We start from the raw sequence: 24,659 nt of genomic DNA, 5'->3' as shown, positions 1-24,659 counted from the left end.
GCGGAAGACTCGTGGGAATCTTCCGCCCTCAACCAAGCGTAGGCGCTGTATGTAAGGCCGTCGAATCGGCCAGGTGCAATTTAGCGTTGAGTGCCTCCCAAGGCGCCGGTCAGGCCACCGAGCACGCCGCCCAGACCGCCAGTGGCGCCGCCAGTTGCGGTGCCACCGTTCGCCAGACCGCCGACCGCTGCGACGGTGCCGCCGACGTTAGTGACCAGGCCACCGACAGCGGTAGTGACCGGGTTGTTGGTGGCAGCAATCGCGCCACCGAGGTTGCTCACCGCGCTACCGGCCTGGCCGGAGAGGCTGGCCACAGGACTGCCCAGGCCCGTTGCGGCACCGACTTGTTGCGTCAGGCTGGTGACCGCGCTGGTGACCGGGTTCAGTGCGCCGCCGACGTTGTTGCCGAGTGCGGCCAACGGCGTGGTGCTGGAGGTGATCGGAGTGCCCGAACCACCCAGAACGGTATTCAGTGACGCGATGGTATTGCCAAGCCCACCTGCAGTGACGCCACCGGCACTGACCACACCATTGGTGTTACCGGCGTTCAAGCCCGAACCAACGTTGACCACTGCGCCGCCGACGGTTTGCAGCAGACCCGTACCGCCCAAGCCCCCACCGAGGCCGCCGCCGATACCGCCAGTGCCTGACCCCGTACCGTTGGACACCAGCCCACCCGCCTTGCCGACCGCCGTACCGGTATTGCTCAGTGCGCCACCGAGGGTGTTGGTCAGCGCATTGCCGTTACCGGAGTCAGTCACTTTGTCGCCGACACCGTCGACGGTGCTGCCGACTTTCTGGATCACGCCTTTGAGTGGGTCGCCCAGACCGGTGGCATCGCCGATTTTGTCGGTGGTGCTTTCAACCATGGCGATCACCGGCACCAGACTGCTGCCGACTTTGTTGGTCAGTTGGCTGGTTGGACCATTGCTGAGGGTGGTGTTGAGGGTATCGCCAAGCATGGTGACTTTTTCCCCGACACCATCAAGCACCGGAGCCACTTTGGTGACTACGCCGCCGACCACTGGAACGCTGCTGGTAGCGGTCGAAAGTTTGCCGCTGAGGTCCGACACGCCATCGCCGACGTCCGTTACGACGCTACCGACGGAGGCCACGGTGGTGGTCAGGCCTTTCGGGTCGGTTGCCAGCTTGCCGATGCCATCGGCGACACCATCGCCCAGAGTGGTCACCACGTTGCCGGTAGTATTGGCCACGCTCTGCACCACGCCACCGACCACAGGCACGGTGCTCAGGGAATCGCCAATCTGACCAACGCCATCGCCGACGCCGCTGACGGTGTTACCGACATCCTGGACAAGGGTGGTAGTCACCAGTGCCGGGGTGGTTGGGTTGGTTGGGTTGGTCGGATCTGTAGGGTCAGTCGGATTGGTTGGATTGGTCGGATCGGTGCCGCCGGTGCCGCCTGTACCACCTGTACCTGCAGTGCCACCGGTGCCTGCGGTTCCGCCAGTGCCGCCAGTGCCGTCGGTGCCAGCGCTGCTGGTTGGCGAAGAACTCCCGGAACTGCTTTTGTGACCGCCACCGCCGCTGCTGCAACCGGTGAGGCCGAGGGAGAGAATCAATGCCAGAGCGATTGCCGATTTGCACCACACGTCTTGAGTTTTCATGATCGAGATTCCTTGCACCTGTCACAACATTCGTCGTTTTCGATGGCTCGCCGATCTGTTGTCGGTGATGCCTCGTCCGTGGTGTCAATCTCGATCCGGGGGCGCATTCACGCCATTCTCAAGTTGGTATTAACGCCTTTATATATAAGGCGTTGCGCTGTGCCTAAGGACTAATACCCAAGGTATAGAAGGGAAAAAAAAGCCTTGAGAGTCAAGGCCGGGTGTTTTGTGCAGGAGAGGGGCGGGCTGCGGGAAAACTTAAGTTATATACACAATTTACGAGTTTTCCCGGGCCCGTGAGGTCAGGCGATCGGCTGCCAGCGACCCACCATATGTTCCAGATCCCCCGCACCCACCAGCCGCAACTCTCCACTGGAGCCCGCCGCACTTGCCAACAACGTCACCTCGCTTGGCAACCGCACCGGCTTGCGAAAGTGCACGGTGATCTCCAGATTGGCCTTGGGCAAATGATCCGCCAGCGCCGCGAGCGTGCGCGCCTTGTTCCATAAACCGTGAGCGATGGCCGTGGAAAGGCCGAACAACTTGGCGCTGGCCGCACTCAAGTGGATCGGGTTGTAGTCGCCAGACACCTTGGCGTATTGCCGGCCGATGTCTGCCGGGGCTTTCCACTGGGTCAACTCCACCAGGGCCTGGTTCGGCTGCCAGTCTTTCTCGACTGGCTCGCCGTCAAGTTTCACCCCGCGACAGAGCATCTGACTTTCGGCTTCCCAAAGGGGCCCGAGCTGATCATCGAGGGTGGTCAGCAGATCGAACGTCGCGCCCTTGGGGTGCGCTTGCAGGTTTTGCACGCGCACGCTGACTTGCGCCCGGCTGATCCCGCCCATCGGCCGCAGCACGCGAATGCGGTTGCTCAGATGAATCAGCCCCAGCAGCGGGAACGGAAAATCCTTCGCCGTGAGCAATTGCATCTGCAAGGCAAACGCGAGGATGTGTGGATAAGTCGGTGGCAACAGCCCGTCGTCGGCAAAACCGCAGACCTTGCGATACTCCGCCAGGCGTTTACCGTCGACATCTACCCAGCAGCGTAAGCCGCTGTCGGGCAGTTGCGTGCCGGTGATCTTGCGTCGAGTGGCCGCCCGCGCATACAACCCGGGCAGGCTCGGTTGGCGATCCAGTATGTGCCATTCGATACTCATGCCTAAGCCCCCAGAACACTTTGTCCACAGACCCGCAGCGCCTGCCCGGTGAATGCGCCAGTGCCCGGTTGCGCCAGCCACGCGACGGCTTCGGCGACGTCTTGCGGCAAGCCACCCTGGCCCAGTGAACTCATGCGCCGCCCGGCTTCACGCAGGCCAAACGGAATGTGCGCGGTCATCTGGGTTTCGATGAACCCCGGTGCCACGGCGTTGATGCTGATGCCGCGGTCCAGCAGCGTCGGCGCCCAGGCTTGGGCCAGGCCGATCAACCCGGCCTTGCTCGCGGCGTAGTTGGTTTGCCCGCGGTTACCGGCGATGCCGCTGATCGACGCCAGCAGAATTACCCGCGCGTTGTCGTGCAAGGTGCCGCTATCGAGTAGCGCTTTGGTCAGCACTTGCGGGGCATTGAGGTTGACCGCCAGCACCGCGTCCCAGAATTCCGGAGTCATGTTGGCCAGGGTCTTGTCGCGGGTGATCCCGGCGTTGTGCACGAGAATGTCGAGGCCGTCCGGCAGCTGCTCGATCAGTTGTGTGGCGGCGTCTTCGGCGCAGATATCGAGGGTGATGCTGCGCCCGCCAAGACGTGCAGCGAGGGCTTCGAGATCGGTCTTGGCCGGTGGCACGTCGAGCAGAATCACCTCGGCGCCATCGCGCGCCAGCGTTTCGGCAATTGATGCGCCGATACCACGCGCCGCGCCGGTGACCAGCGCCTTGCGTCCGGCCAGTGGTCGGGTCCAGTCGGTCACGGGTGTCGCACACGCAGTGAGGCGAATCACTTGCCCGGACACGAAGGCACTTTTCGGCGAGAGGAAAAACCGCAGCGGGCCTTCGAGTTGATCTTCGGCGCCTTCGCCGACATAGATCAGTTGCAGTGTACCGCCGCTGCGCAATTCCTTGGCCAGCGACCGGGAGAAACCTTCCAGCGCCCATTGTGCACTCGCCGCGAAGGGATCGCGCAGGGTTTCCGGCGCACGGCCGAGAATTACCAAGTGGGCACTGTGCTCAAGATTCTTCATCAACGGCTGGAAGAACTCGCGCAGCTGTTTGAGTTGGTCGGTGTGCTGCAGATCACTGGCGTCGAATACCACCGCTTTGAGTTTCGGCCCGAGGCCGGGAATCCATTCGGTGGCCGTCGCCGGTTGCTCGCCGTAGCGGTAAATGCCGTCGGTCAAACGGTTGGCGAAAACACTGACGCGTTCGGCCAGCGGCCCCCCACCGATCAGCAGCGCACCTTCCACCGGCCGCAGGCGCCCGGCCTGCCAGCGCTCCAGTCGCACCGGCGACGGCAGGCCCAGTGCCCCGACCAGACGATGGCCGATGGACGAGTTGGCGAAGTCGATATAGCGGTCAGACATGGAACGCTCTCCAAAAGTTGGGGTTCAAAGTGTGGACTGCCAACGGCAAACAATCGTTCGATCCACGCAATAAGGCCTACGCTAGAACACTGAGGTTTAGCAGGTCTTGCAGATAAATGCGGACCTTGTGGGAGCGGGCTTGCTCGCGAATGCGGTATGCCAGCCAACAAATCCGGCGACTGACACACCGCATTCGCGAGCAAGCCCGCTCCCACAGGGAAAGGTTTCAGGTCAGACATTTCACAAGGAGTTTTTCATGAGTCAGCTGCGCCGCGTCGCGATCATCGGCGGTAACCGTATTCCCTTCGCCCGTTCCAATGGCCCTTACGCCGCGGCCAGCAATCAGGCGATGCTCACCGCAGCCCTCGAAGGCCTGATCGAACGCTACAACCTGCACGGCCAGCGCATCGGCGAGGTGGTGACGGGTGCGGTGCTTAAATTGTCACGGGATATGAATCTGACCCGCGAGTGCGTGCTCGGCTCGCGCCTGTCACCGGCCACCCCGGCCTATGACATCCAGCAAGCCTGCGGCACCGGCCTTGAAGCCGCGTTGCTGGTGGCCAACAAAATCGCCCTTGGCCAGATCGATTGCGGCATCGCTGGCGGCGTCGACACCACCTCCGACGCGCCGATCGGCGTCAGCGAAGGCCTGCGCAAAATCCTCCTGCAAGCCAACCGCGCCAAGACCACCGGTGAAAAGCTCAAGACTTTTCTGCAACTGCGCCCGCAACACCTGATCCCGGATTTTCCGCGCAACGGCGAAGCGCGCACGGGCCTGTCGATGGGCCAGCACTGCGAGTTGATGGCGCAGACCTGGAATATTGCGCGCGAAGATCAGGATCAATTAGCCCTCGAAAGTCATCACAAACTGGCCGCGTCTTATGGCGAAGGCTGGCACAACGATCTGATGACGCCGTTCCTCGGCCTGACCCGTGACAACAATCTGCGCCCGGACCTGACCCTGGAAAAACTCGCCGCGCTGAAACCGGCGTTCGAAAAAAGCGCCAAAGGCACGCTGACCGCGGGCAACTCCACGCCCCTGACCGACGGTGCCTCCGTGGTGCTGCTCGGCAGTGAGGAATGGGCGAAAGAGCGTGGCTTGCCGATCCTCGCCTACCTGCGCGATGGCGAAGCGGCGGCGGTGGATTTCGTCAACGGCGCCGAAGGCCTGCTGATGGCGCCGGTGTATGCGGTACCGAGATTGTTGGCGCGCAACGGCCTGACCTTGCAGGATTTCGACTATTACGAAATTCACGAGGCGTTCGCGGCGCAGGTTTTATGCACGCTCAAGGCCTGGGAAGATCCGGATTACTGCAAAACCCGACTGGGGCTGGAGGCGCCACTGGGTTCGATCGACCGCAGCCGGCTTAATGTGAAAGGCAGTTCGCTGGCGGCGGGGCATCCGTTTGCCGCGACGGGTGGGCGGATTGTCGCGAACCTGGCCAAACTGCTGGATGCGGCGGGCAAGGGGCGCGGGCTGATCTCGATCTGCGCCGCCGGCGGCCAAGGCGTCACCGCGATCATTGAAAGATAAATCGGATCCTGTGGGAGCGGGCTTGCCCGCGATGAGGCCATCAGATTCAATATTTTTATTGACTGGGATATCGCCATCGCTGGCAAGCCAGCTCCCACAGGTTTATGCGGGCATGTTCAAGGACGCTTACAGGCCAATGTCAGATTCTGTCGCAAATGCCCTCAACACCATTTACCAACATTCACGACCGCCTCGGCTATGATTCGCAGCGGTCAATTTTTTCGGCACAGTGTGTGCATTCACAAGGTTCACAGGTCGGTACCCCCTCCCCGTAAAGCGAGGATTGCCGTATAACGAGTGACATTCGCGTGTTTGGTAATAAAGGACCCACAATAAAAGCTGATGAAGACTCCAAAACGCATTGAACCCCTGATCGAAGACGGTCTGGTCGACGAAGTGCTGCGCCCACTGATGAGTGGTAAAGAAGCAGCTGTATATGTGGTGCGCTGCGGCAATCAGTTACGTTGCGCAAAGGTCTACAAGGAGGCGAACAAACGCAGTTTCCGCCAGGCGGCCGAGTATCAGGAAGGCCGCAAGGTGCGCAACAGCCGACAGGCTCGCGCAATGGCCAAGGGCTCCAAGTTCGGTCGCAAAGAGACCGAGGACGCCTGGCAGAACGCCGAAGTGGCGGCGCTGTTCCGTCTGGCCGGTGCCGGTGTTCGGGTGCCAAAACCTTATGACTTCCTCGACGGCGTGCTGTTGATGGAACTGGTGGCCGACGAATTCGGCGATGCCGCGCCGCGCCTGAACGACGTGGTGCTGGAGCCGGATCAGGCGCGCGAGTATCACGCGTTCCTGATTTCGCAGATCGTGCTGATGTTGTGTACCGGTCTGGTGCACGGTGACCTCTCCGAGTTCAACGTGCTGCTGACACCGACCGGGCCGGTGATCATCGACCTGCCGCAAGCGGTCGACGCGGCGGGCAATAACCACGCGTTCAGCATGCTCGAGCGTGACGTTGGTAACATGGCTTCGTACTTCGGTCGCTTTGCACCGGAGTTGAAGAAGACCAAGTACGCCAAGGAAATGTGGGCGCTGTACGAAGCCGGTACCTTGCACCCGGCCAGCGTGCTGACCGGCGAATTCGACGAACCGGAAGATCTGGCCGATGTCGGCGGGGTGCTGCGCGAAATCGAAGCCGCCCGTCTGGACGAAGAACGCAAACAAGCGATTCGTGCGGCGGATGACGAGCCGAAAGGCAAGTCAGAGGAGCCACCACCGCCACCGTGGATGCAATGATCGCTTGAACAGAAACCCGGCTTCGGCCGGGTTTTTTGTGCCCGGATTTCGACAGCACCACAAATCATTGTGGGAGCTGGCTTGCCAGCGAAAGGGCCTGTACATCCAATACACCTCTTAATGCTGAACCACCGCTATCGCTGGCAAGCCAGCTCCCACAGGGTGAGATGGTGTTAATGAAAGTTGTGTGGGACTCTTGTCCGCCTCCGCACACTCAAGGATTGAATGTGAACGCCCGCCTGATCATCACTGCCCGGCTGATTTCCGATTTCGGCGCCTTTCTCAACATGGTCGCGCTGGCCACTTACGTTTACCTGCTCAGCAACAGCGCAATCAGCGTGGGGATCTTCCTCGCCAGCCGCGTCGGCGGCGGAGTTTTCGCCAGTCTGATCGGTACGCGGTTTTACCGACGCTTCAGCGGCCGTCTGCCGCTGATCGCATTCGACCTGCTGCGTGCTGGCGTACTCGGTTTGCTGCTGATCGTGCCGGTCTCTCAACAAGCGCTGTTGTTGCCGTTTATCGCGTTCGGCCTGGGCCTGGGCAATTCGATGTTCGCCATCGGCCTCAACAGTCAGTTGCCGCGTTTGATCCCCGCAGCGCAGTTACTCAAGACCAACGCCTGGATCACCTCGGCTTCGTCGGCGGCGATGGTCGGCGGCAGTCTGGTCTCGGGGTTGCTGGTGGCGGGGTTCGGTTTCGAAACGGTGTTCGCGTTGAACGCGCTGACCTATCTGCTGGCGGCGGTACTGATCATGCCGCTGCGTTTCGACGCACCGACGCTCCATGAACGCCCCGAACGCGGCGAATGGTCGGCCCTCAAGCAAGGCCTGCGCAGTGCGCCGGTGATTGCCGCGATGCTCGCGGTCACAATGGCCGATACTTTGGGCAGCGCCGCGCACAACGTCGGTTTTCCGATCATTTCAAAGTTGCTGTCACCGGAGTCAGCGAGTACCACGCTGGGCCTGATGCTGGCGGTGTGGGCCTGCGGCAAGCTGTTCGGCGCACGGATCGCCAGCCGAATGAAAGGCTCGGACAATGTCCATCTGGAGCGGCGGTTTTTCTTCGGTGTGGCGCTGATGTCTTGCGGCTTTATCCTGATGTTCCAGCAGCACAGCCTCTACGGATTGCTGCTGTTTTCATTGCCGGCGGGGTTGGGCGACGGTTTTTCCGAAGTCGGGCTGATGTCGCGTCTGCAACGCGAGCCCGAGCATTTGCGTCTGCCGATCTTCAGTTTCCTGACGCTGCTGCAAATGACCGGGTTCGGCGTCGGCATGTTGATCGCCGCGCCATTCTACGAATGGTGGACGCCGGGTGCCGTGGTCATGCTGTTCCACGGCATTCCCCTCGGCACCTTGCTGACGGTGAAAGTTTTGACGCTCAGGCGCGGGCGGGTTTTGCGCAGCAGCCCGACGCCAGTTCCTTGAGGATCGGGCAGTCGGGACGATGGTCGCCCTGACAGTGCTCGACCAGGTCTTGCAGGGTGTCGCGCAGCTCGCCCAGTTCGCGGATCTTCTGGTTCAACTCGTCGATGTGTTGACGGGCCAACGCCTTCACATCGGCGCTGGCGCGCTGGCGATCCTGCCAGAGCGTCAGCAGCTTGCCGACCTCTTCCAGCGAGAACCCCAGGTCCCGCGAACGCTTGATGAACGCCAACGTGTGCAGGTCATCATCGCCGTAGACCCGATAACCGCTTTCAGTTCGGTGGGCCGCTTTGAGCAGACCGATCGACTCGTAATAACGGATCATCTTCGCGCTCAGGCCGCTTTGTTTAGCTGCTTGGCCGATGTTCATCGGTGCTCCTCCAGATCCTTGGGTTTCCAGGTTTTCAACAGTAGCGCATTGCTCACCACGCTGACGCTCGACAGCGCCATTGCGGCGCCAGCCAACACCGGGTTGAGGAAGCCGAACGCTGCCAACGGAATGCCGATCAGGTTGTAGACGAAGGCCCAGAACAGGTTCTGGCGGATCTTCGCGTAGGTCTTGCGGCTGATCTCCAGCGCCGCCGGCACCAGCCGTGGATCACCGCGCATCAGGGTGATACCGGCCGCATGCATGGCCACGTCGGTGCCGCCGCCCATGGCGATGCCGATGTCCGCCGCCGCGAGTGCCGGGGCGTCGTTGATGCCGTCACCAACCATGGCGACGACGCCGGTTTTCTTCAGTTCGGCGACGGTGGCGGCTTTGTCGGCCGGCAGTACTTCGGCGTGAACGTCTTTAATGCCCAGTGCTTGGGCCACCACCCGCGCGCTGCCGCGGTTGTCGCCGGTGAGCAAATGGCTGTGGATACCGCGCGCGGCCAGTTGTTGCACGGCTTGCAGTGCCCCGGGCTTCAAGGTGTCGCCGAAAGCGAACAGCCCGAGCACGCGCGGTTCGGGGCTTTGTTCGATCAGCCACGAAAGGGTGCGGCCTTCGGCTTCCCAGCTCGTGGCGGATTCGCTGAGGTTGCCAGCGCTCAAACCGCTTTCTTCCAGCATCCTCCGGTTGCCCAGGGCCAGACGCCGACCATCAAGACTGCCGGCGATGCCACGGCCGGTCAGCGATTGGCTGTCGCTGACGTCGGGTACATCCAGATCACGTTCGGCCGCCGCATCCAGCACGGCTTTGGCCAACGGGTGTTCACTGCCGCGTTGCAGGGCACCGGCCAGTTTCAGCAGGGTGTTTTCGTCGCCATCGACCGCGCTGAAGTGCGCGATGCGCGGCGTGCCGGAGGTCAGCGTGCCGGTTTTGTCGAAGACCACGCTGCTGACTTCATGGGCACGCTCCAGGGCTTCGGCGTCCTTGATCAGAATGCCGTGGCGCGCCGCCACGCCAGTGCCGGCCATGATCGCGGTCGGCGTGGCGAGGCCGAGGGCGCAGGGGCAGGCGATCACCAACACGGCGACGGCGTTGATCAGCGCGGTTTCCAGCGGCGCGCCGTATAGCCACCAGCCGACCAGCGTCGCCAGAGCCAGCACCAGCACGGTCGGCACAAACACCTGACTGACTTTATCCACCAGTTTCTGAATCGGTGCTTTGGCCGCTTGCGCGTCTTCGACCAGACGAATGATCCGCGCCAATACGCTTTCGGCGCCGAGGGCGGTGGTGCGCACCAGCAAGCGGCCTTCACCGTTGATGGCGCCACCGGTGACTTTATCCCCCGGCTGTTTCGGTACCGGCAGGCTTTCGCCGCTGATCAAGGCTTCGTCGGCGTGGCTCTGGCCTTCCAGCACTTCGCCGTCGACCGGGAAACGCTCACCGGGTTTGACCAACACCCGGTCATTGAGGCGCAGGGCGCTGATGGCGACGTCCTGTTCGCGGCCGTCGATCACCTGGATCGCCCGTTCCGGACGCAAGGCTTCCAGGGCGCGGATGGCGCTGGCGGTCTGGCGCTTGGCACGGCTTTCCAGGTATTTACCGAGCAACACCAAAGCGATGACCACCGCCGAGGCTTCGAAATACAGGTGCGGCATGCGCCCGGCGGCATTCGCCCATTCGTATAGGCTCAAGCCATAACCGGCGCTGGTGCCCAAGGCCACGAGCAAGTCCATATTGCCGGCCCCGGCGCGCACAGCTTTCCATGCGGCGACGTAAAACCGTGCGCCGAAGATGAATTGCACCGGGGTGGCTAGAGCGAATTGCGCCCAGGCCGGCAGCATCCAATGGATGCCAAACGGTTGCAGCAACATCGGCAGCACCAGCGGCAAGGCCAAGGCGATGGCACAGATCAGCGCCCAGCGCTCATGCTTCAGGCGCTGTTGCTGGTTATCGGTTTGCGGATGTTCGGCTTGCCAGACGCTGGCGGAGTAACCGGCCTTGTTCACGGCGTCGAGCAGGGTTTGTGTATCGAGCTGACCGAGCAATTCGAGGTGCGCACGTTCGTTAGCCAGATTGACGCTGACACGTTTAACGCCGGGGACTTTGTTCAGGGCGCGCTCGACGCGACCGACGCAGGAGGCGCAGGTCATGCCGTCGATGCTTAACTCGATGGTTTGTTGCGGCACGCTGTAACCGGCACGCTCAACCGCGTCCATCAACGCCGGCAAGCTGTCGCCGGGCGCCTGCACCCGGGCCTGTTCGGTGGCGAGGTTAACGCTCACGGCACTGGCGCCGCTGACTTTGCTCAAGGCCCGCTCGACACGTCCGGCGCAACTGGCGCAGGTCATGCCGGCAATCGGCAGATCGAAAGTAATCGATTCGGACATCGGTCACGCTCCCTGTAGAAGATGCCTACAGGATCAACCTTGCCATGCGGGCAAGGTCAAGCGCCAATCTTTGGGGCGCCCTAAATCAAATGTGGGAGCGGGCTTGCTCGCGAAGGCGCCGTGTCAGTCAATCATTGAATCGCCTGACACACCGCTTTCGCGAGCAAGCCCGCTCCCACATTGGGATTTGCTTAGTAGCCGAGATCGGCGCGCTTGAGGTACATCCCTTCCTGCGTCATCGCGATCCGGTACTTCTGCACATCACCGGCCCGAAGTTTGATGTCTTGCGAACCCGGTGCGAGCAAGCCGGGGTTGCAACCTGGCGCCTGCCCCGGCAGCAATTTGAGGCGCAGCGATACGCTGCCCGGCGGCAGGTTGAACGAGGTGCTTTGTTCCTGGAACAACCGCGCCGACAGCTGATCCTGGATATACACGCCGATTTCGCAGGAGGTCGCCACTTCCAGACGCTCGCGAGAAATGATCAGCACCGCGTAATCCTCACCGACGGCTTGTACCGAAGGGATGGCGGCAAAGAGACTGAGGAAGCCAAACAGGCTGAAAGCTGACCAGCGCATGGCTGAATCTCCTGAATTTATGTCATAGATGCACGCAGCTTGGCCGAGCACGGCGCGGATTGCCAGCCCGGCAGTTTATTGAAGAACTTGACCTTGCCATGGTGGCAAGCTCAAGACTGCCGGCAACCTCACTCAAAGGAGTCATTGCATGCAAGTATTCAATGTTCAAGGCATGTCCTGCGGTCACTGCGTCAAAGCCGTCACGCAAGCCGTGCAGGCCAAAGATCCGTCGGCCAGTGTGCGCGTCGATCTGGCAGCCAAAGAAGTCGGCGTCGAAAGCGCGCTGAGCGCAGATCAGGTCATCGAGATCATCAGCGAAGAAGGCTACCCGGCAAAACTGGCCTGATGTTTTTATAGTTAGCGAGCTATCGGAATGTTCAAGGCGTCCATGCGCGGCTAGACTGTCGGGCTGCTGACTTTCAAACCTGGACGCCTGATGAACCTCCGTACCATTCTGATTCTCGGTGCCTTGAGCGCCTTTGGCCCATTGGCCATCGACTTCTATCTGCCCGCGTTCCCGTCCATGGCGTTGGCGTTTGGCACCGATGAACAACACGTCCAGCTGACCTTGGCGGCGTATTTCCTCGGCCTGTCCATCGGTCAGCTGTTATACGGCCCGGTCGCCGACCGTTTTGGCCGGCGCATTCCGCTGCTCACCGGTGTCGGGTTGTTCACCGTCGCGTCGCTGGCCTGTGCCTACGCGCCGAATCTGGAGTGGCTGATCGGTGCGCGTTTCGTACAGGCATTGGGTGGTTGCGCGGGTATGGTGATTGCCCGGGCGGTGGTCAGCGACAAATGCGATGCGGTGGGTTCAGCGAAAGTCTTTTCACAACTGATGCTGGTGATGGGCCTGGCGCCGATTCTGGCGCCGATGCTCGGTGGTCTGCTGGTTAACACCACGGGCTGGCAGTCGATCTTTCTGGTGTTGACCGGGTTCAGCGCCCTGGCCGGTCTGGCCGTGGCCCTCGGCCTGCCGGAAAGTCTGCCTGACCATGTGCCGCGCCAGCCGTTGTCCGGCGCGCTGCGCCAATATGGGCGGTTGTTCAAGGATCGGGTCTTTCTTGGCCACGCCTTGACCGGGGGGATCGCCGTCGCCGGGATGTTTTCCTACATCGCCGGTTCGCCGTTCGTTTTCATCAAACTCTATGGTGTGCCGGCCGAGCATTTCGGCTGGCTGTTCGGCACCAACGCGGCAGGTTTCATTCTGGTGGCGCAGGTCAATGCGCGGCTGTTGGCCAAGCGTGGTCCGGCCTTTCTGCTGGCGCGTGCCGTGTGGGTGTACCTGTTGGCGGGCGTGGCTTTGCTGGCGGTCAGCGCGCTTCACACCCAAGCGTTGTGGCCGCTGTTGATTCCGTTATTCATCTGCATCGCCAGCCTTGGCTGCATCTTGCCCAACGCCGCGGCCTGCGCGATGAACGGTCAGGGTGCGCGGGCTGGCAGCGCGTCCGCGCTGATGGGCTGCTTGCAGTTCAGCGTTGCTTCGGGTGCTGCTTCGCTGGTGGCATTCCTGCACGACGGCAGCGCCATGCCGATGGCCATGGTCATCAGCCTGTGCGGTGTGCTGGTGGTCAGCGTCGCGATGCTCACCCGGCGTTTGCAGAATGCCCAGGCAGAGGCGCAAGCCGCGGCGTGAGCCGATAGATAAAGGCAGTCAGCCAGCCGCGCGCTGCTGGCTGCGGTCGGGAAACGGGTGGGGCGCGCAGATTCGCGCTTCGAGGGTGCGGGTGAAAGCCAACGCTTCGGCTTCACTGCGGAATGTCACGGCGTGCTGGTCGAGTCGAACCTGCCATTGAGACTTCGCCACTTCTTTTATCAGGATCTTCATTGCTGACCTCCCTTACGTAAAAGATGTATCGCAGAGGTTTCGATTGTAGACCTGAATACGATCGCAATTGTGACAGTGGTCAAGCATCTGACTGACGGCAAAAAAGCGCGCAGCCCGCGCCAGCCCTTTATAGAAGCTGCCGAAGGCTGCGTTTTTTTACTTTTAGAAACCTTCTAAAACAATTTTTCCCTTGGCCTTGCCGCTTTCGAGCAACTCATGCGCCCGGCGCAGATTGGCGGCATTAATTGTGCCGAAGTGCTCGCCGACGGTGGTCTTCAACGTTCCGGCGTCAATCAGCTCGGCCACCCGATTGAGCAGTTTGTGCTGTTCGATCATGTCTGCAGTTTCGAACAGCGAACGGGTGTACATGAACTCCCAGTGCAGCGACAGGCTCTTGCGCTTGAGCTTGGTTACGTCCAGCGACTTCGGATCGTCGATCAGTGCCAGTTTGCCTTGCGGCGCCAGGGCCTCGATGAGTTGGTCCAGATGTTCATCGGTCTGGGTCAGGCTGGCGACGTGGGATACATTTTTGACCCCGGCTTGTTTCAGTTCTTCGGCCAGTGGCTTGTTATGGTTGATCACCAGATCCGCGCCCAGGTTGCTGACCCAGTCGCGGGTCTGAGTGCGCGAAGCGGTGCCGATGACCAGCAGCCCGGTCAACTGACTGGCCAATTGCGTGAGGATTGAGCCAACGCCGCCGGCAGCCCCGACAATCAACAGGCTCTGACCTTCATCGGCTTTGCCTTCGCGGATCTGCAAACGCTCAAACAGCAGCTCCCACGCGGTGATCGCGGTCAGAGGCAGGGCGGCAGCTTCGGCAAACCCAAGGGATTTGGGCATATGCCCGACAATCCGCTCATCGACCACGTGCAACTCGCTGTTGCCGCCCGCGCGAGCAATGGAGCCGGCGTAGAACACTTTGTCGCCAGCCTTGAACAGCGTGACGTCGCTACCAACAGCCTTGACCACGCCGGCCACGTCCCAGCCCAGCACTTTCGCCGCGCCGCCTTCGGGTGCCACGTTCTGCCGCACCTTGGTGTCGACCGGGTTGACCGAGATGGCTTTGACTTCCACCAACAAGTCTCGCGGGCCGGCAACCGGCTCCGGCAGTTCGATGTCTTGCAGCGAGTGTGCATCGCTGATCGGCAGGGAGGCGTAATAGGCAATGGCTTTCATGGAGGACTCCGGCATAAATATGAAGCGCTGGGATGAATTCGATGGGACAGATGATTGGCTATTTCTCTGCGAGATAAAACCGGCTAAAAGAGCAGTCTCTTTCAACTTTTTTTTGATAATAGAGGCTGAGGATGCTGCGTTTCGACGATTTGCAGTTATTTGTGCGGGCCGCGGATCTGGGCAGTCTGTCGGCGGCAGCGCGAGTGATGGACATGTCGGCTGCCGTCGCCAGTGCCGCGCTCAAACGTATCGAGCAGCAACTCGGCGCCCGCTTGCTGGCACGTTCGACCCGCAGTCTGCGTCTGACCGCTGAAGGTGAAGGGTTTCTCGAATACGCTCGGGCGGCGTTGAGCCATCTCGATGAGGGGCGGCGTCTGCTGACCAGCGGGCAGGATCAGGTCAGCGGGATCCTGCAGTTGTCGGCGCCCTCGGATTTTGGTCGCAACCTGTTGCTGCCATGGCTTGACGAGTTTCAGCGTCAGCACCCGAAATTGACCGTGCGCCTGCTGCTCGGTGACCGAATCGCCGACCTGTTCCGGCAGCCGGTGGACGTCGCCTTGCGCTATGGCGAGCCGGAAGACTCCAGCCTGGTGGCCTTGCCCATTGCCTCGCACAACCGCCGGGTCCTCTGCGCGTCGCCGGCCTATCTGGCCCGACATGGCGAGCCACGTCAGCTCGAACAACTGGCCCAGCACAATTGCCTGCTGTACATGCTCGGCAGTCGGGTACATGACCATTGGAGTTTTCATGACGGCAAGCGTGAGGTCAGTCTGACCGTCAGCGGTGACCGCTTCAGCGACGATGCCGATGTCGTGCGCCTGTGGGCGGTGGCAGGGGCGGGAATCGCCTATAAATCCTGGCTCGATGTGGCCGCCGATGTCCTCGCCGGGCGTCTGCAAGTGCTGTTGCCGGAGCTGATGTGTGAGCGCGCTCCGCTGAATTTGCTGTGCGCTCATCGCGCACAATTGAGTAAGCCGGTGAACCTGTTGAGGGAGATGCTTGCCAGCCGTTGCGCTGAAGTGAGTAGTCAATTTCCCGCTTTCCCGAAAGATGATCATTAGTCGCAGTGAAATAGAGAAATTTCTGTCAGCAACAATCACCACCCGGACAGGGAGTGGTGCGGGACGCGGCGTGTAACCCGCTTATACTAGCGCCCGCCTCATGCCTGCGCCGACACCCAGGTGCGGACACTCGCAGTGCAGGGCGGTCAGGTTTAAGTACCGGGCGCACAATGGCTGCCGATTGCACGGCGGAGCGGGCCGCGTCGGTGGCCTGCCTTGCCCCGGTTCACGGCGTTTTCCGCGTCTTGGCCGACGACTCAATACTGGTCAAGATGTCTGCGAGCAGTAGACGATACGATTCAACAGGGAGTGAATACATGGAACATGCACCTTGCATCAGCCAGATCGCCACGCTACTGGCCGACCCCAAGCGCAGCGCGATGATGTGGGCGCTGATGGATGGCTCGGCCAGGCAAACCGAAGAGCTGGCGTTGCTGGCAGGGCTGTCGCCGTCGTCGGCCAGTGCACACCTTGGGCGACTGTCCGCTGGCGGTCTGTTGAAAGTCGAAGTCCGTGGTCGCAAACGCTTTTTTCGCCTTTCCGCGCCGGAAGTCGGTGCCGCCATCGAGGCATTGGCCAGTGCCACCATTGCCAGCGCCCCCCGGGAAATCCCGACAGCGTTCAAACGCACGACACCGATTGCCAGGCCTCAGGCGGCTCCATCGTCGCTGTTGCGTGCACGCTTCTGCGATGACCACCTCGGCGGTACGCTCGCCGCTGATTTGTACCAGCGACTGCTTGATGCCGGCTGGATCGAACAGTTCGAGCAGCGGGTGGTGGTCACTCACAAGGGCGCCACGCAGTTGGCCAAGCGCGGAGTGTTCATCCAGGCGCTGGCCCATCGCAATGTGCAGGTGGCCTGCGCCTGTCCGGACTGGAGCGAGCGGCGCCCGCACATGGGCGGTTCGCTCGGGGCGGCGTTGCTGCAGTTGTTCATGCAGTCCGGCTGGCTGACCTTGCCCAACGATTCCCGGGCGCTGCAACTGACAGCCACGGGGCAACGGGAAATCCATCGCTTTGCCAAGGAAACCGAGCTGGAAATGGCGCTTTAGAGCGTTCGTGGTCGCCGCCGGGACCGGCGGCGTCGTCTACGACTGTGAGCACGTCGCATCCAGTACGACCTCTGAATCACCATCGCGCACACTCGATCCGGTGAATTTTCGGACGGGGGAATGCGACATGGAAACTCAGCGCTACAGCGCGGCAGAACGACTGGAACGCTTGCCACTGAGCGGTTATCACCGAATCATTTTCATCATCATTGCCCTGGCGTTTTTCTTCGACTCCATGGATCTGGCGATGATGACGTTCCTGCTCGGCTCGATCAAAGCCGAGTTCGGCCTGAGCAGCGCCGAGGCCGGGCTGCTCGCCAGTTCGAGCTTCTTCGGCATGGTGCTGGGGGCGTCGCTGTCCGGCATGCTCGCCGATCGGTTCGGGCGCAAACCGGTGTTTCAATGGAGCATCGTCCTGTGGGGCGTGGCCAGCTATCTGTGCTCGACGGCGCAAACGGTCGAAGCGCTGACGCTGTTCCGCATCCTGCTGGGGATCGGCATGGGTATGGAGTTTCCCATTGCACAGTCGATGCTCTCGGAGCTGATTCCGGCGCAACGGCGCGGCCGCTACATCGCGTTGATGGATGGTTTCTGGCCATTGGGTTTCGTCGCGGCCGGGGTACTTTCGTATTTCCTGCTGCCGCTGATTGGCTGGCGCGACATCTTTCTGGTGTTGGCGGTGCCAGCGGTGTTTGTGCTGGCGATCCGCTTTTTCATTCCCGAGTCACCGCGCTGGCTGGAACAGGCCGGGCGGCATGAAGCAGCGGATAAAGTCCTGAACGGCATTGAAAACCGGGTGCGCGCCTCGCTGGGTGGTGCTGCTTTGCCGGAACCGCTGCGCCTGCCGCGAACCGTGACGCCACCGGGCACTTTTTTCTCGGCGCTCAAGCAGATCTGGTCGCCGCAATACCGTCAGCGCACCACAATGATCTGGAGCCTGTGGTTCTTCGCGCTGCTGGGTTTTTACGGGCTGACCTCGTGGCTCAGTGCATTGCTGCAACAGTCGGGCTTCGCCGTGACCCAGTCGGTTTACTACACCGTGCTGATTTCCCTCGGCGGAATTCCCGGGTTTCTGATGGCCGCATGGCTGGTGGAGCGCTGGGGACGCAAACCGGTGTGCATCGTCACGTTGCTCGGCGGCGGGGTGATGGCGTTTCTCTACGGCCAGAGCGCGGTGTTTGGCGGCAACGTCGCTTTGCTGATCAGCACGGGGCTGCTGATGCAGTTTTTCCTGTTCGGCATGTGGGCGGTGCTCTACACCTACACGCCGGAGCTGTATCCAACCTCGGCCCGTGCGACAGGCTCGGGGTTTGCCTCGGCGATTGGACGGGTGGGTTCGCTGCTCGGGCCATTGGTGACCGGGCTGGTGTTCCCGATTACCGGGCAGGGCGGGGTGTTTGCGCTGGGCGCGCTGTGCTTTGCGATTGCGGCGGGGGTGGTGTGGCTGTTCGGGATGGAGACGCGGGGCAAGACCCTTGAGGAGCTGACTGAAGCAGAGATTGCTGGCTGAACACAGACCCAAATGTGGGAGCGGGCTTGCTCGCGAAAGCGGTGTGTCATCAAACATTTATGTCGACTGACACGACGCCTTCGCGAGCAAGCCCGCTCCCACCGTTGATCACCTGTGTTGTTAAGGTTTCACCAGGCGTGCATCCAGGCTGTTCTGCGCCAGGCGCTTGGCCTGATCCTGGGTCATGCCCAAGTGCTCGTGCAGTGCATGGAAGTTCTCGGTCACGTAACCGCCGAAGTACGCCGGGTCATCGGAGTTCACCGTCACCTTCACGCCACGTTCGAGCATGTCGAGGATGTTGTGCTGGGACATGTGATCGAACACGCAGAGCTTGGTGTTGGACAGTGGGCACACGGTCAGCGGGATTTGCTCGTCGATGATCCGCTGCATCAGGCGCTCGTCTTCGATGGCGCGCACGCCATGGTCGATGCGCTGGATTTTCAGCAGGTCGATGGCTTCCCAGATGTATTCCGGCGGACCTTCTTCACCCGCGTGGGCGACGGTCAGGAAGCCTTCGTGACGGGCACGGTCGAACACGCGCTGGAACTTGCTCGGCGGATGGCCCATCTCGGAACTGTCCAGACCGACAGCGACAAACGCGTCACGGAACGGCAGCGCCTGGTCGAGGGTTTTCTGCGCTTCGTCTTCGCTCAGATGGCGCAGGAAGCTCAGGATCAAACCGCTGGTGATGCCCAGTTGCTGCTCGCCATCTTTCAATGCGGCGGCAATACCGTTGAGCACCACTTCGAACGGGATGCCACGGTCAGTGTGGGTCTGCGGGTCGAAGAACGGTTCGGTGTGAATCACGTTCTGTTCTTTGCAGCGCAGCAGGTAAGCCCAGGTCAGGTCGTAGAAATCCTGGGAAGTGCGCAGCACGTCGGCGCCCTGGTAATACAGGTCGAGAAATTCCTGCAGATTGTTGAAGGCGTAAGCCTTGCGCAGGGTTTCGACGTCATTCCACGGCAGGGCGATCTTGTTGCGTTCGGCCAGGGCGAACAGCAGTTCGGGCTCCAGCGAGCCTTCCAGATGCAGGTGCAGTTCAGCCTTGGGCAGGGCGTTGAGCCAATCGTACATATTCTTTTCTCATCAGGTGCAATGGCGGCATTCTACAGATGCACGCCGAAACAATTGGCAAAACCTGACCAAGCGATCGATCAAACCGCTTCTTGCTCGCGACGATAGGCGTAGGTATCGGCGAAGCGCGACAGGAGGAATTCGGCGCAAGTGGTGGTCGGATATTTCGCCGGGTGCTGTGCGTCCTGACAGCCGGGCAGGCATTCGATGCGAGTGTCCGGATGCGGTTCGGCGAAGAACGGCATCGAGTAGCGATCCACGCCAAGCGGGCTGATCACCCGGTGCGGTGTCGAACGATAACGGTCGTTACTCCAGCGCGCCATCATGTCGCCGAGGTTGACCACGAAGGTGCCGTCAAGCGGCGGTGCGTCGATCCACTCACCGTTGACGTTTTTCACTTGCAAGCCGCCGGCGCTGTCCTGATAGAGCAGGGTGATACAGCCGTAATCGGTATGCGCGCCGGCGCCTTGCTGTTCGGCGGAGCTGGCGGTGTGGCGTGGCGGGTAGTGGATCATGCGCAGCACGGAGACGGGATCAACGAAGCGGCTGTCGAAGAAGTCGCGCTCAATGTTCAAGGCAATCGTCATGGCGCGCAGCAACGTCTGCGCGAGGGCCTGCATATCGAGGTAGTGCTGTTCCATCAGCGCTTCCCAACCCGGTTGCGCGGGATGGCGGTTCGGTCCGCGCAAGGGTTTTTCCGCCAGCACCTCGGCATGGTTGGCCGGCAGGTGCAGGCCCATGTCGAAGGTTTCCTTGAGGTCGCTGGGTCTACTCGGGTCGAGTTGTTCGGTGGCGATGGCGCCGTAGCCGCGATGGTGACGGGTCTGGGTGATGTCGATCTGGAGTTTTTCGGCGGCGGGCAGGGCGAAAAAACGTTGTGCGTGATCCAGCAAAGCCGCGATGCGCTGCGGCGAAATCGGATGGCCCTTGATGTAGAAGAAACCCCACTCGCGGCAGGCGTGGTCGATTTGCGCGGCGACGGCGGGCCAGGCGTTTTCGTTGTCGGTGTAGAGCGGGCTGATGTCGATGATCGGAAGCTGATCCATACACAATCCTTGAATACGCTGAAGATCAAATGTGGGAGCGGGCTTGCTCGCGAAGGCTTCGTATCAGTTGAAACATGAGTTGCCTGATACACCGCTTTCGCGAGCAAGCCCGCTCCCACAGGGGTTTTGTGTGATTAGTAAATATTTACTTCGGCATCTCAGCCTTCATGCCTTCCACGTAATAGTTCATCGACGCCAGTTCCGCATTCGTTGCACTCACACCTGCCGGGATTTTCTCCACGCCGGCCTGATCCTTGATCGGCCCGGTAAACGGCTGCAACGCGCCACTCTTGATGTCGGCAATGATCTGTTCGGCCTCGGCTTTCACCGGCGCCGGCACCAGATCGCTGATCGGCAGTTCAACCGTGCCTTCCTTCAGCCCGCCCCAGTAATCCTGCGACTTCCAGGTGTGGTCGATGACGCTTTGCGTCGCCTGAATATAGTGCGGGGCCCAATCATTGACGATCGAAGTCAGCACCGCTTTCGGCCCGAAGTGCGCCATGTCCGAGGCATACCCCACCGCATACACGCCACGGCGTTCGGCCGCTTGAATCGGCGCCGGGCTGTCGGTGTGCTGGAACACCACGTCGACGCCCTGATCGATCAGCGCGTTGGCCGCATCGGCTTCCTTGCCCGGGTCGAACCACGAGTTGACCCACACCACTTTGATCTCGGTGCCGGGGTTGTACTTGTTCAGGGCCAGTTGGATGGCGTTGATGTCGCGGATCACTTCCGGAATCGGGAACGAGGCGACATAGCCGATCTTCTTGGTCTTGGTCATCTTCGCCGCGAGGAAACCACCGACGTAGCGGCCCTCGTAAGTGCGCGCCAGATAGGTGCCGAGGTTCTTGTCCTGCTTGTAACCGGTGGCGTGTTCGAAGGTCACTTTGGGAAATTGCTTGGCAACTTTCAGCGTCGGGTTCATGTAGCCGAAGGACGTGGTGAAGATCAGGTCGTACTTGTCCTTGGCCATGTTGCGGATCACCCGCTCGGCATCGGCGCCTTCGGCGACGTTTTCCACGTAGTTGGTGGTGATCTGTGAGCCGAGCTTCTCCGCCAGCGCCTTGCGCCCCTGTTCATGCTGATACGTCCAGCCGTGGTCGCCGATCGGGCCGATGTAGACGAAACCGACCTTCAGCGGATCGGCAGCGCTGGCGCTCAGGCTGATCCCCAGACCGATGGCGGCGCACAGCAGTTTGTGCAGCGGACGTATTTGCATGAATTGGAGCTCCATTTTGTTGTGTGTGGTCAGGGCCAATGCAAATTGCTGACCAACAGGACAACAAACGTCTCGAAACCGCATAACGGCCTTCGCGAGCAGGCTCGCTCCCACAGGGGAATGCATCTCAATGTGGGAGCGGGCTTGCTCGCGAAGAGGCCGGCAGGAACGATAAAAGTGCATGGATGAAACCAGCTGCCATCGGCTGGTGCGCTAATGTGTAACGAAACGTTAGCGCCGCCCCGCAGTTAGTAGCTCATTCGACTCTCTTGGCAAAAAGGCCCGCCATGCTCTCAATCCTCAAGCAAGAAAGCTTTCTGGTGCTGGCCCTGCTCGCCGCACTTGTCGCCTATCCACTGGAACACTGGATGCTGCACAGCGGCCAGATCGTCGCGCTGATCTGCGGCCTGGTGCTGATCGCTTTCATCGTCGCCGCCTCGATGCGTGTCGCCCATCAAGCTGAACTGCTGGCGGAAAAAGTTGGCGACCCCTACGGCACGATGATCCTCACGCTGGCCGCGGTGCTGGTGGAAGTGGTGATCCTGGCGATCATGATGAGCAACGAAGCCTCGGCCACTTTGGTGCGCGACACGATCTATTCGGCGGTGATGCTCGACATCAACGGCATCCTCGGCCTCGCCGCGCTGATGGGCGGGATCAAGCATGGCGAGCAGTCCTACAACGACGATTCGGCGCGCAGTTACAGCGTGATGATCCTCACCGCCATGGGCGTGTCGATGGTGGTGCCGGAGTTCATTCCCGAGGCCAACTGGAAGATTTATTCGGCGTTCACCATCGGCGCGATGGTGGTGCTGTATGCCTTGTTCCTGCGCATGCAGGTCGGCCCGCACAGCTACTTTTTCAGTTACAGCTACCCGGACAAACGCCGCAAGAAAGAGCCGGCGGAACAGGAACCGAAACCGCTCAGCCTGGCGCTGTCGATCGGTATTCTGGTCGCAGGTGTGGTGGTGATCGGCGCACTGGCCGAGGTGATGTCCAAGACCCTCGATCTGGGCCTGGAAGGTACGGGCGCACCGCCGGTGATCACGGCGATTCTGGTGGCGGCCATTTCGGCGGCGCCGGAGATTCTCACAGCCTTGCGCGCGGCACTGGCCAATCGCATGCAGTCGGTGGTCAACATCGCGATGGGCGCGTCACTGTCGACGGTGATCCTCACCGTGCCGGTGATGGAGGCGATGGCGCTGTATACCGGCCAGCCGTTTCAGATGGCGATGACGCCGGTGCAGACGGTGATGATTTTCCTGACGCTGATCGTCAGCGCGATCAACCTCAATGACGGTGAGACCAATGCCATCGAGGGCATGACGCACTTTGTGTTGTTTGCGACGTTTATCATGCTGTCCCTGCTCGGCCTCTAAGAACACCGCAAAAACAAAATGTGGGAGCGGGCTTGCTCGCGAAGGCAGTGTGTCAGGCAGTTCAATACCGACTGACACGACGCTTTCGCGAGCAAGCCCGCTCCCACAGTGTTTAATGGTGTTGTATCAGGTACCAGCGATCAACTGACGCGCCGCCTGGCTGTGATCGGCGATCAGGTCTTTGAGATCCAGCCCTTCGACCTGACCATCCACCACACGCCACTTGCCGCCAATCATCACCCGATCCGCCCGATCCGCACCGCACAACAGCAGCGCCGAAATCGGATCATGGCTACCCGAGAAACGCAGTTCATCAAGCTTGAACAACGCCAGGTCCGCCTGCTTGCCCACCGCCAGTTCGCCGATGTCAGTGCGACCCAACAGGCTCGCCGAACCCTTGGTGGCCCAGCCCAAAACGCGCTCCGGGGTGATCTTCTCGGCGCCATAGCGCAGGCGCTGGATGTACAACGCCTGACGCGCTTCCAGAATCATGTTCGACGCATCGTTGGACGCCGAACCGTCGACGCCCAGACCAAACAGCGCGCCAGCGTCGGTCAGATCGATACTCGGGCAAATGCCGGAGGCCAGACGCATGTTCGAACTCGGGCAGTGGCAGATACCGGTGCCGGCCTGGCCGAGGCGGGCGATTTCGTCCGGGTTGAAGTGGATGCCGTGGGCCAGCCAGGTGCGCGGGCCAAGCCAGCCGACGCTGTCCAGATAGTCGACGGTGCGCAGGCCGAAACGTTGCAGGCAGAAGTCTTCTTCATCGAGGGTTTCAGCCAAGTGCGTGTGCAGGCGCACGTCGAGCTTGTTCGCCAGTTCGGCGCTGGCCGACATGATTTCCGGGGTCACCGAGAACGGTGAGCACGGCGCCAGAGCGATCTGGATCTGCGCGCCGTCGCCACGCTCGTGGTACTCGTGAATCAGGCGCTGACTGTCGTCGAGAATCACCTGACCTTCCTGCACGGTCTGTTGCGGCGGCAGGCCGCCGTCCTTCTCGCCGAGGCTCATCGAACCACGGGTGAGCATGGCGCGCATGCCCAGTTCACGCACGGTGTCGACTTGCACGTCGATGGCGTTTTCCAGACCGTCCGGGAACAGGTAGTGGTGGTCGGCGGCGGTGGTGCAACCCGACAGCAGCAATTCAGCCAAAGCCACTTTGGTCGCGAGGGCGAGTTTTTCCGGGGTCAGGCGCGCCCACACCGGGTACAGGGTTTTCAGCCACGGGAACAACGGCTGATTGACCACTGGCGCCCAGGCGCGAGTCAGGGTTTGGTAAAAGTGGTGATGGGTGTTGATCAGGCCTGGCAGGATCACATGCTCGCGGGCATCGAACACTTCATTGCACGGCGCCGACGGTTGCTGACCGGCAGCGAGGACTTCGACGATCACACCGTCTTGCAGCACCAGACCGCCACGGGCATCGAGCGCGTTGGCCGTAAAAATGGCGAGGGGGTTTTTTAACCAGGTACGGATGGCAGGCATTGTGGCCGGCTCCTCTGAAAATGGGGTTCAGGGTTGCCAGCTCAGTGTTGCCCTGTCTGCTGATCCAGGGTCGCCGCGAAGGACGAGGTGCGGAGTTTCAAACAAAACCGCTTTATGGGCAACCCCCACCCGACCGGACACCAGCATCCCCTGTGGGAGCGAG

At 61.2% G+C, this 24,659-nt stretch carries 21 protein-coding genes; 9 read left to right on the top strand and 12 right to left on the bottom strand.

All coding sequences use genetic code 11. The features are described from left to right. Positions 1-80: 80 nt before the first annotated feature. From CKW18_RS07275 to CKW18_RS07265, 3 genes are all read right to left on the bottom strand, one after another. Entirely contained in the window at positions 81-1,628 is a 1,548-nt protein-coding gene (locus CKW18_RS07275; protein WP_095188192.1) for a collagen-like triple helix repeat-containing protein, read from the bottom strand. Between the two features lie 302 nt (positions 1,629-1,930). Then, positions 1,931-2,785: a MaoC/PaaZ C-terminal domain-containing protein gene (locus CKW18_RS07270; RefSeq protein WP_095188190.1), complete on the bottom strand. Its 855-nt coding sequence runs from the start codon at positions 2,783-2,785 to the stop codon at positions 1,931-1,933. Positions 2,786-2,787: 2 nt separating this feature from the next. After that, positions 2,788-4,140, bottom strand: a complete 1,353-nt coding sequence (locus tag CKW18_RS07265; RefSeq protein WP_095188188.1) for a 3-oxoacyl-ACP reductase — start codon at positions 4,138-4,140, stop codon at positions 2,788-2,790. A 256-nt stretch (positions 4,141-4,396) separates the two neighbouring features. Between CKW18_RS07265 and CKW18_RS07260 the strand changes: the two genes are divergently transcribed. From CKW18_RS07260 to CKW18_RS07250, 3 genes are all read left to right on the top strand, one after another. After that, positions 4,397-5,674, top strand: a complete 1,278-nt coding sequence (locus CKW18_RS07260) for an acetyl-CoA C-acetyltransferase (RefSeq protein ID WP_095188186.1) — start codon at positions 4,397-4,399, stop codon at positions 5,672-5,674. Positions 5,675-6,016: 342 nt separating this feature from the next. After that, entirely contained in the window at positions 6,017-6,913 is an 897-nt protein-coding gene (locus CKW18_RS07255) for a PA4780 family RIO1-like protein kinase (protein ID WP_095188184.1), read from the top strand. Between the two features lie 176 nt (positions 6,914-7,089). Continuing rightward, positions 7,090-8,337 (top strand): MFS transporter, encoded by a 1,248-nt coding sequence (locus CKW18_RS07250; RefSeq protein WP_256586903.1) that lies wholly within the window; start codon positions 7,090-7,092, stop codon positions 8,335-8,337. Here the strand turns inward: CKW18_RS07250 and cueR are convergent. The 3 genes from cueR to CKW18_RS07235 all read right to left on the bottom strand — a co-directional run bounded on the left by cueR (position 8,291) and on the right by CKW18_RS07235 (position 11,669). Continuing rightward, positions 8,291-8,704: a Cu(I)-responsive transcriptional regulator gene (cueR, locus tag CKW18_RS07245; protein WP_095188180.1), complete on the bottom strand. Its 414-nt coding sequence runs from the start codon at positions 8,702-8,704 to the stop codon at positions 8,291-8,293. The genes CKW18_RS07250 and cueR overlap by 47 nt on opposite strands. Further along, positions 8,701-11,094, bottom strand: a complete 2,394-nt coding sequence (gene cueA / locus CKW18_RS07240; protein ID WP_095188178.1) for a copper resistance metal-translocating P1-type ATPase CueA — start codon at positions 11,092-11,094, stop codon at positions 8,701-8,703. The genes cueR and cueA overlap by 4 nt, the downstream gene beginning before the upstream one ends. A 191-nt stretch (positions 11,095-11,285) precedes the next feature. Further along, positions 11,286-11,669, bottom strand: coding sequence for a hypothetical protein (locus CKW18_RS07235; protein WP_095188176.1), 384 nt, complete (start codon positions 11,667-11,669; stop codon positions 11,286-11,288). A 148-nt stretch (positions 11,670-11,817) separates the two neighbouring features. On the opposite strand from CKW18_RS07235, the gene CKW18_RS07230 reads away from it, so the two are divergent. Further along, entirely contained in the window at positions 11,818-12,015 is a 198-nt protein-coding gene (locus tag CKW18_RS07230; RefSeq protein ID WP_095188174.1) for a heavy-metal-associated domain-containing protein, read from the top strand. Positions 12,016-12,105: 90 nt separating this feature from the next. After that, positions 12,106-13,302 (top strand): multidrug effflux MFS transporter, encoded by a 1,197-nt coding sequence (locus CKW18_RS07225; protein WP_095188172.1) that lies wholly within the window; start codon positions 12,106-12,108, stop codon positions 13,300-13,302. An 18-nt stretch (positions 13,303-13,320) separates the two neighbouring features. Here CKW18_RS07225 and CKW18_RS30530 read toward each other — a convergent pair whose 3' ends face one another. After that, the gene (locus tag CKW18_RS30530) at positions 13,321-13,494 is read right to left on the bottom strand and encodes a hypothetical protein (RefSeq protein WP_167394872.1); all 174 of its coding nucleotides are present in this window, start codon (positions 13,492-13,494) and stop codon (positions 13,321-13,323) included. 162 nt (positions 13,495-13,656) lie between these two features. Then, positions 13,657-14,670 (bottom strand): zinc-binding alcohol dehydrogenase family protein, encoded by a 1,014-nt coding sequence (locus CKW18_RS07220; protein WP_095188170.1) that lies wholly within the window; start codon positions 14,668-14,670, stop codon positions 13,657-13,659. A gap of 131 nt (positions 14,671-14,801) precedes the next feature. On the opposite strand from CKW18_RS07220, the gene CKW18_RS07215 reads away from it, so the two are divergent. The 3 genes from CKW18_RS07215 (at position 14,802) to CKW18_RS07205 (ending at position 18,293) form a co-directional block, all read left to right on the top strand. Further along, positions 14,802-15,731, top strand: coding sequence for a LysR family transcriptional regulator (locus tag CKW18_RS07215; RefSeq protein WP_095188158.1), 930 nt, complete (start codon positions 14,802-14,804; stop codon positions 15,729-15,731). A 317-nt stretch (positions 15,732-16,048) separates the two neighbouring features. Then, entirely contained in the window at positions 16,049-16,783 is a 735-nt protein-coding gene (locus tag CKW18_RS07210; RefSeq protein WP_095188156.1) for a helix-turn-helix transcriptional regulator, read from the top strand. A gap of 127 nt (positions 16,784-16,910) precedes the next feature. Beyond that, positions 16,911-18,293, top strand: coding sequence for an MFS transporter (locus CKW18_RS07205; protein WP_095188154.1), 1,383 nt, complete (start codon positions 16,911-16,913; stop codon positions 18,291-18,293). 120 nt (positions 18,294-18,413) lie between these two features. Here the strand turns inward: CKW18_RS07205 and CKW18_RS07200 are convergent, their stop codons facing one another. The 3 genes from CKW18_RS07200 to CKW18_RS07190 form a co-directional block, all read right to left on the bottom strand. Next, on the bottom strand, positions 18,414-19,367 hold the full coding sequence (locus CKW18_RS07200) for an adenosine deaminase (RefSeq protein ID WP_095188152.1): 954 nt from the start codon (positions 19,365-19,367) through the stop codon (positions 18,414-18,416). Between the two features lie 80 nt (positions 19,368-19,447). Next, positions 19,448-20,413 carry a 2-oxoglutarate and iron-dependent oxygenase domain-containing protein gene (locus tag CKW18_RS07195; protein WP_095188150.1) on the bottom strand — a complete coding sequence of 322 codons (966 nt, stop codon included), beginning with the start codon at positions 20,411-20,413 and terminating at the stop codon, positions 19,448-19,450. Between the two features lie 145 nt (positions 20,414-20,558). Further along, positions 20,559-21,632, bottom strand: coding sequence for a BMP family ABC transporter substrate-binding protein (locus CKW18_RS07190; RefSeq protein WP_095188148.1), 1,074 nt, complete (start codon positions 21,630-21,632; stop codon positions 20,559-20,561). A gap of 287 nt (positions 21,633-21,919) precedes the next feature. On the opposite strand from CKW18_RS07190, the gene CKW18_RS07185 reads away from it, so the two are divergent. After that, entirely contained in the window at positions 21,920-23,011 is a 1,092-nt protein-coding gene (locus tag CKW18_RS07185; protein WP_095188146.1) for a calcium:proton antiporter, read from the top strand. A gap of 126 nt (positions 23,012-23,137) precedes the next feature. Here the strand turns inward: CKW18_RS07185 and CKW18_RS07180 are convergent, their stop codons facing one another. Further along, entirely contained in the window at positions 23,138-24,496 is a 1,359-nt protein-coding gene (locus CKW18_RS07180) for an 8-oxoguanine deaminase (RefSeq protein ID WP_095188144.1), read from the bottom strand. Positions 24,497-24,659 lie beyond the last annotated feature (163 nt).

The organism is Pseudomonas sp. Irchel 3E19 (assembly GCF_900187585.1).
Classification (GTDB): Bacteria; Pseudomonadota; Gammaproteobacteria; order Pseudomonadales; family Pseudomonadaceae; genus Aquipseudomonas; species Aquipseudomonas baetica.
Note: the sequence above shows the minus strand (reverse complement) of the source record. Positions and strands in the feature narration are given on the sequence as shown.

Bases quoted from the DNA above. Each gene is read 5' to 3' on its own strand.
- CKW18_RS07275 (WP_095188192.1), bottom strand. From the start codon at position 1,628: ATGAAAACTCAAGACGTGTGGTGCAAATCGGCAATCGCTCTGGCATTG.
- CKW18_RS07270 (WP_095188190.1), bottom strand. From the start codon at position 2,785: ATGAGTATCGAATGGCACATACTGGATCGCCAACCGAGCCTGCCCGGG.
- CKW18_RS07265 (WP_095188188.1), bottom strand. From the start codon at position 4,140: ATGTCTGACCGCTATATCGACTTCGCCAACTCGTCCATCGGCCATCGT.
- CKW18_RS07260 (WP_095188186.1), top strand. From the start codon at position 4,397: ATGAGTCAGCTGCGCCGCGTCGCGATCATCGGCGGTAACCGTATTCCC.
- CKW18_RS07255 (WP_095188184.1), top strand. From the start codon at position 6,017: ATGAAGACTCCAAAACGCATTGAACCCCTGATCGAAGACGGTCTGGTC.
- CKW18_RS07250 (WP_256586903.1), top strand. From the start codon at position 7,090: ATGAAAGTTGTGTGGGACTCTTGTCCGCCTCCGCACACTCAAGGATTG.
- cueR (WP_095188180.1), bottom strand. From the start codon at position 8,704: ATGAACATCGGCCAAGCAGCTAAACAAAGCGGCCTGAGCGCGAAGATG.
- cueA (WP_095188178.1), bottom strand. From the start codon at position 11,094: ATGTCCGAATCGATTACTTTCGATCTGCCGATTGCCGGCATGACCTGC.
- CKW18_RS07235 (WP_095188176.1), bottom strand. From the start codon at position 11,669: ATGCGCTGGTCAGCTTTCAGCCTGTTTGGCTTCCTCAGTCTCTTTGCC.
- CKW18_RS07230 (WP_095188174.1), top strand. From the start codon at position 11,818: ATGCAAGTATTCAATGTTCAAGGCATGTCCTGCGGTCACTGCGTCAAA.
- CKW18_RS07225 (WP_095188172.1), top strand. From the start codon at position 12,106: ATGAACCTCCGTACCATTCTGATTCTCGGTGCCTTGAGCGCCTTTGGC.
- CKW18_RS30530 (WP_167394872.1), bottom strand. From the start codon at position 13,494: ATGAAGATCCTGATAAAAGAAGTGGCGAAGTCTCAATGGCAGGTTCGA.
- CKW18_RS07220 (WP_095188170.1), bottom strand. From the start codon at position 14,670: ATGAAAGCCATTGCCTATTACGCCTCCCTGCCGATCAGCGATGCACAC.
- CKW18_RS07215 (WP_095188158.1), top strand. From the start codon at position 14,802: ATGCTGCGTTTCGACGATTTGCAGTTATTTGTGCGGGCCGCGGATCTG.
- CKW18_RS07210 (WP_095188156.1), top strand. From the start codon at position 16,049: ATGGAACATGCACCTTGCATCAGCCAGATCGCCACGCTACTGGCCGAC.
- CKW18_RS07205 (WP_095188154.1), top strand. From the start codon at position 16,911: ATGGAAACTCAGCGCTACAGCGCGGCAGAACGACTGGAACGCTTGCCA.
- CKW18_RS07200 (WP_095188152.1), bottom strand. From the start codon at position 19,367: ATGTACGATTGGCTCAACGCCCTGCCCAAGGCTGAACTGCACCTGCAT.
- CKW18_RS07195 (WP_095188150.1), bottom strand. From the start codon at position 20,413: ATGGATCAGCTTCCGATCATCGACATCAGCCCGCTCTACACCGACAAC.
- CKW18_RS07190 (WP_095188148.1), bottom strand. From the start codon at position 21,632: ATGCAAATACGTCCGCTGCACAAACTGCTGTGCGCCGCCATCGGTCTG.
- CKW18_RS07185 (WP_095188146.1), top strand. From the start codon at position 21,920: ATGCTCTCAATCCTCAAGCAAGAAAGCTTTCTGGTGCTGGCCCTGCTC.
- CKW18_RS07180 (WP_095188144.1), bottom strand. From the start codon at position 24,496: ATGCCTGCCATCCGTACCTGGTTAAAAAACCCCCTCGCCATTTTTACG.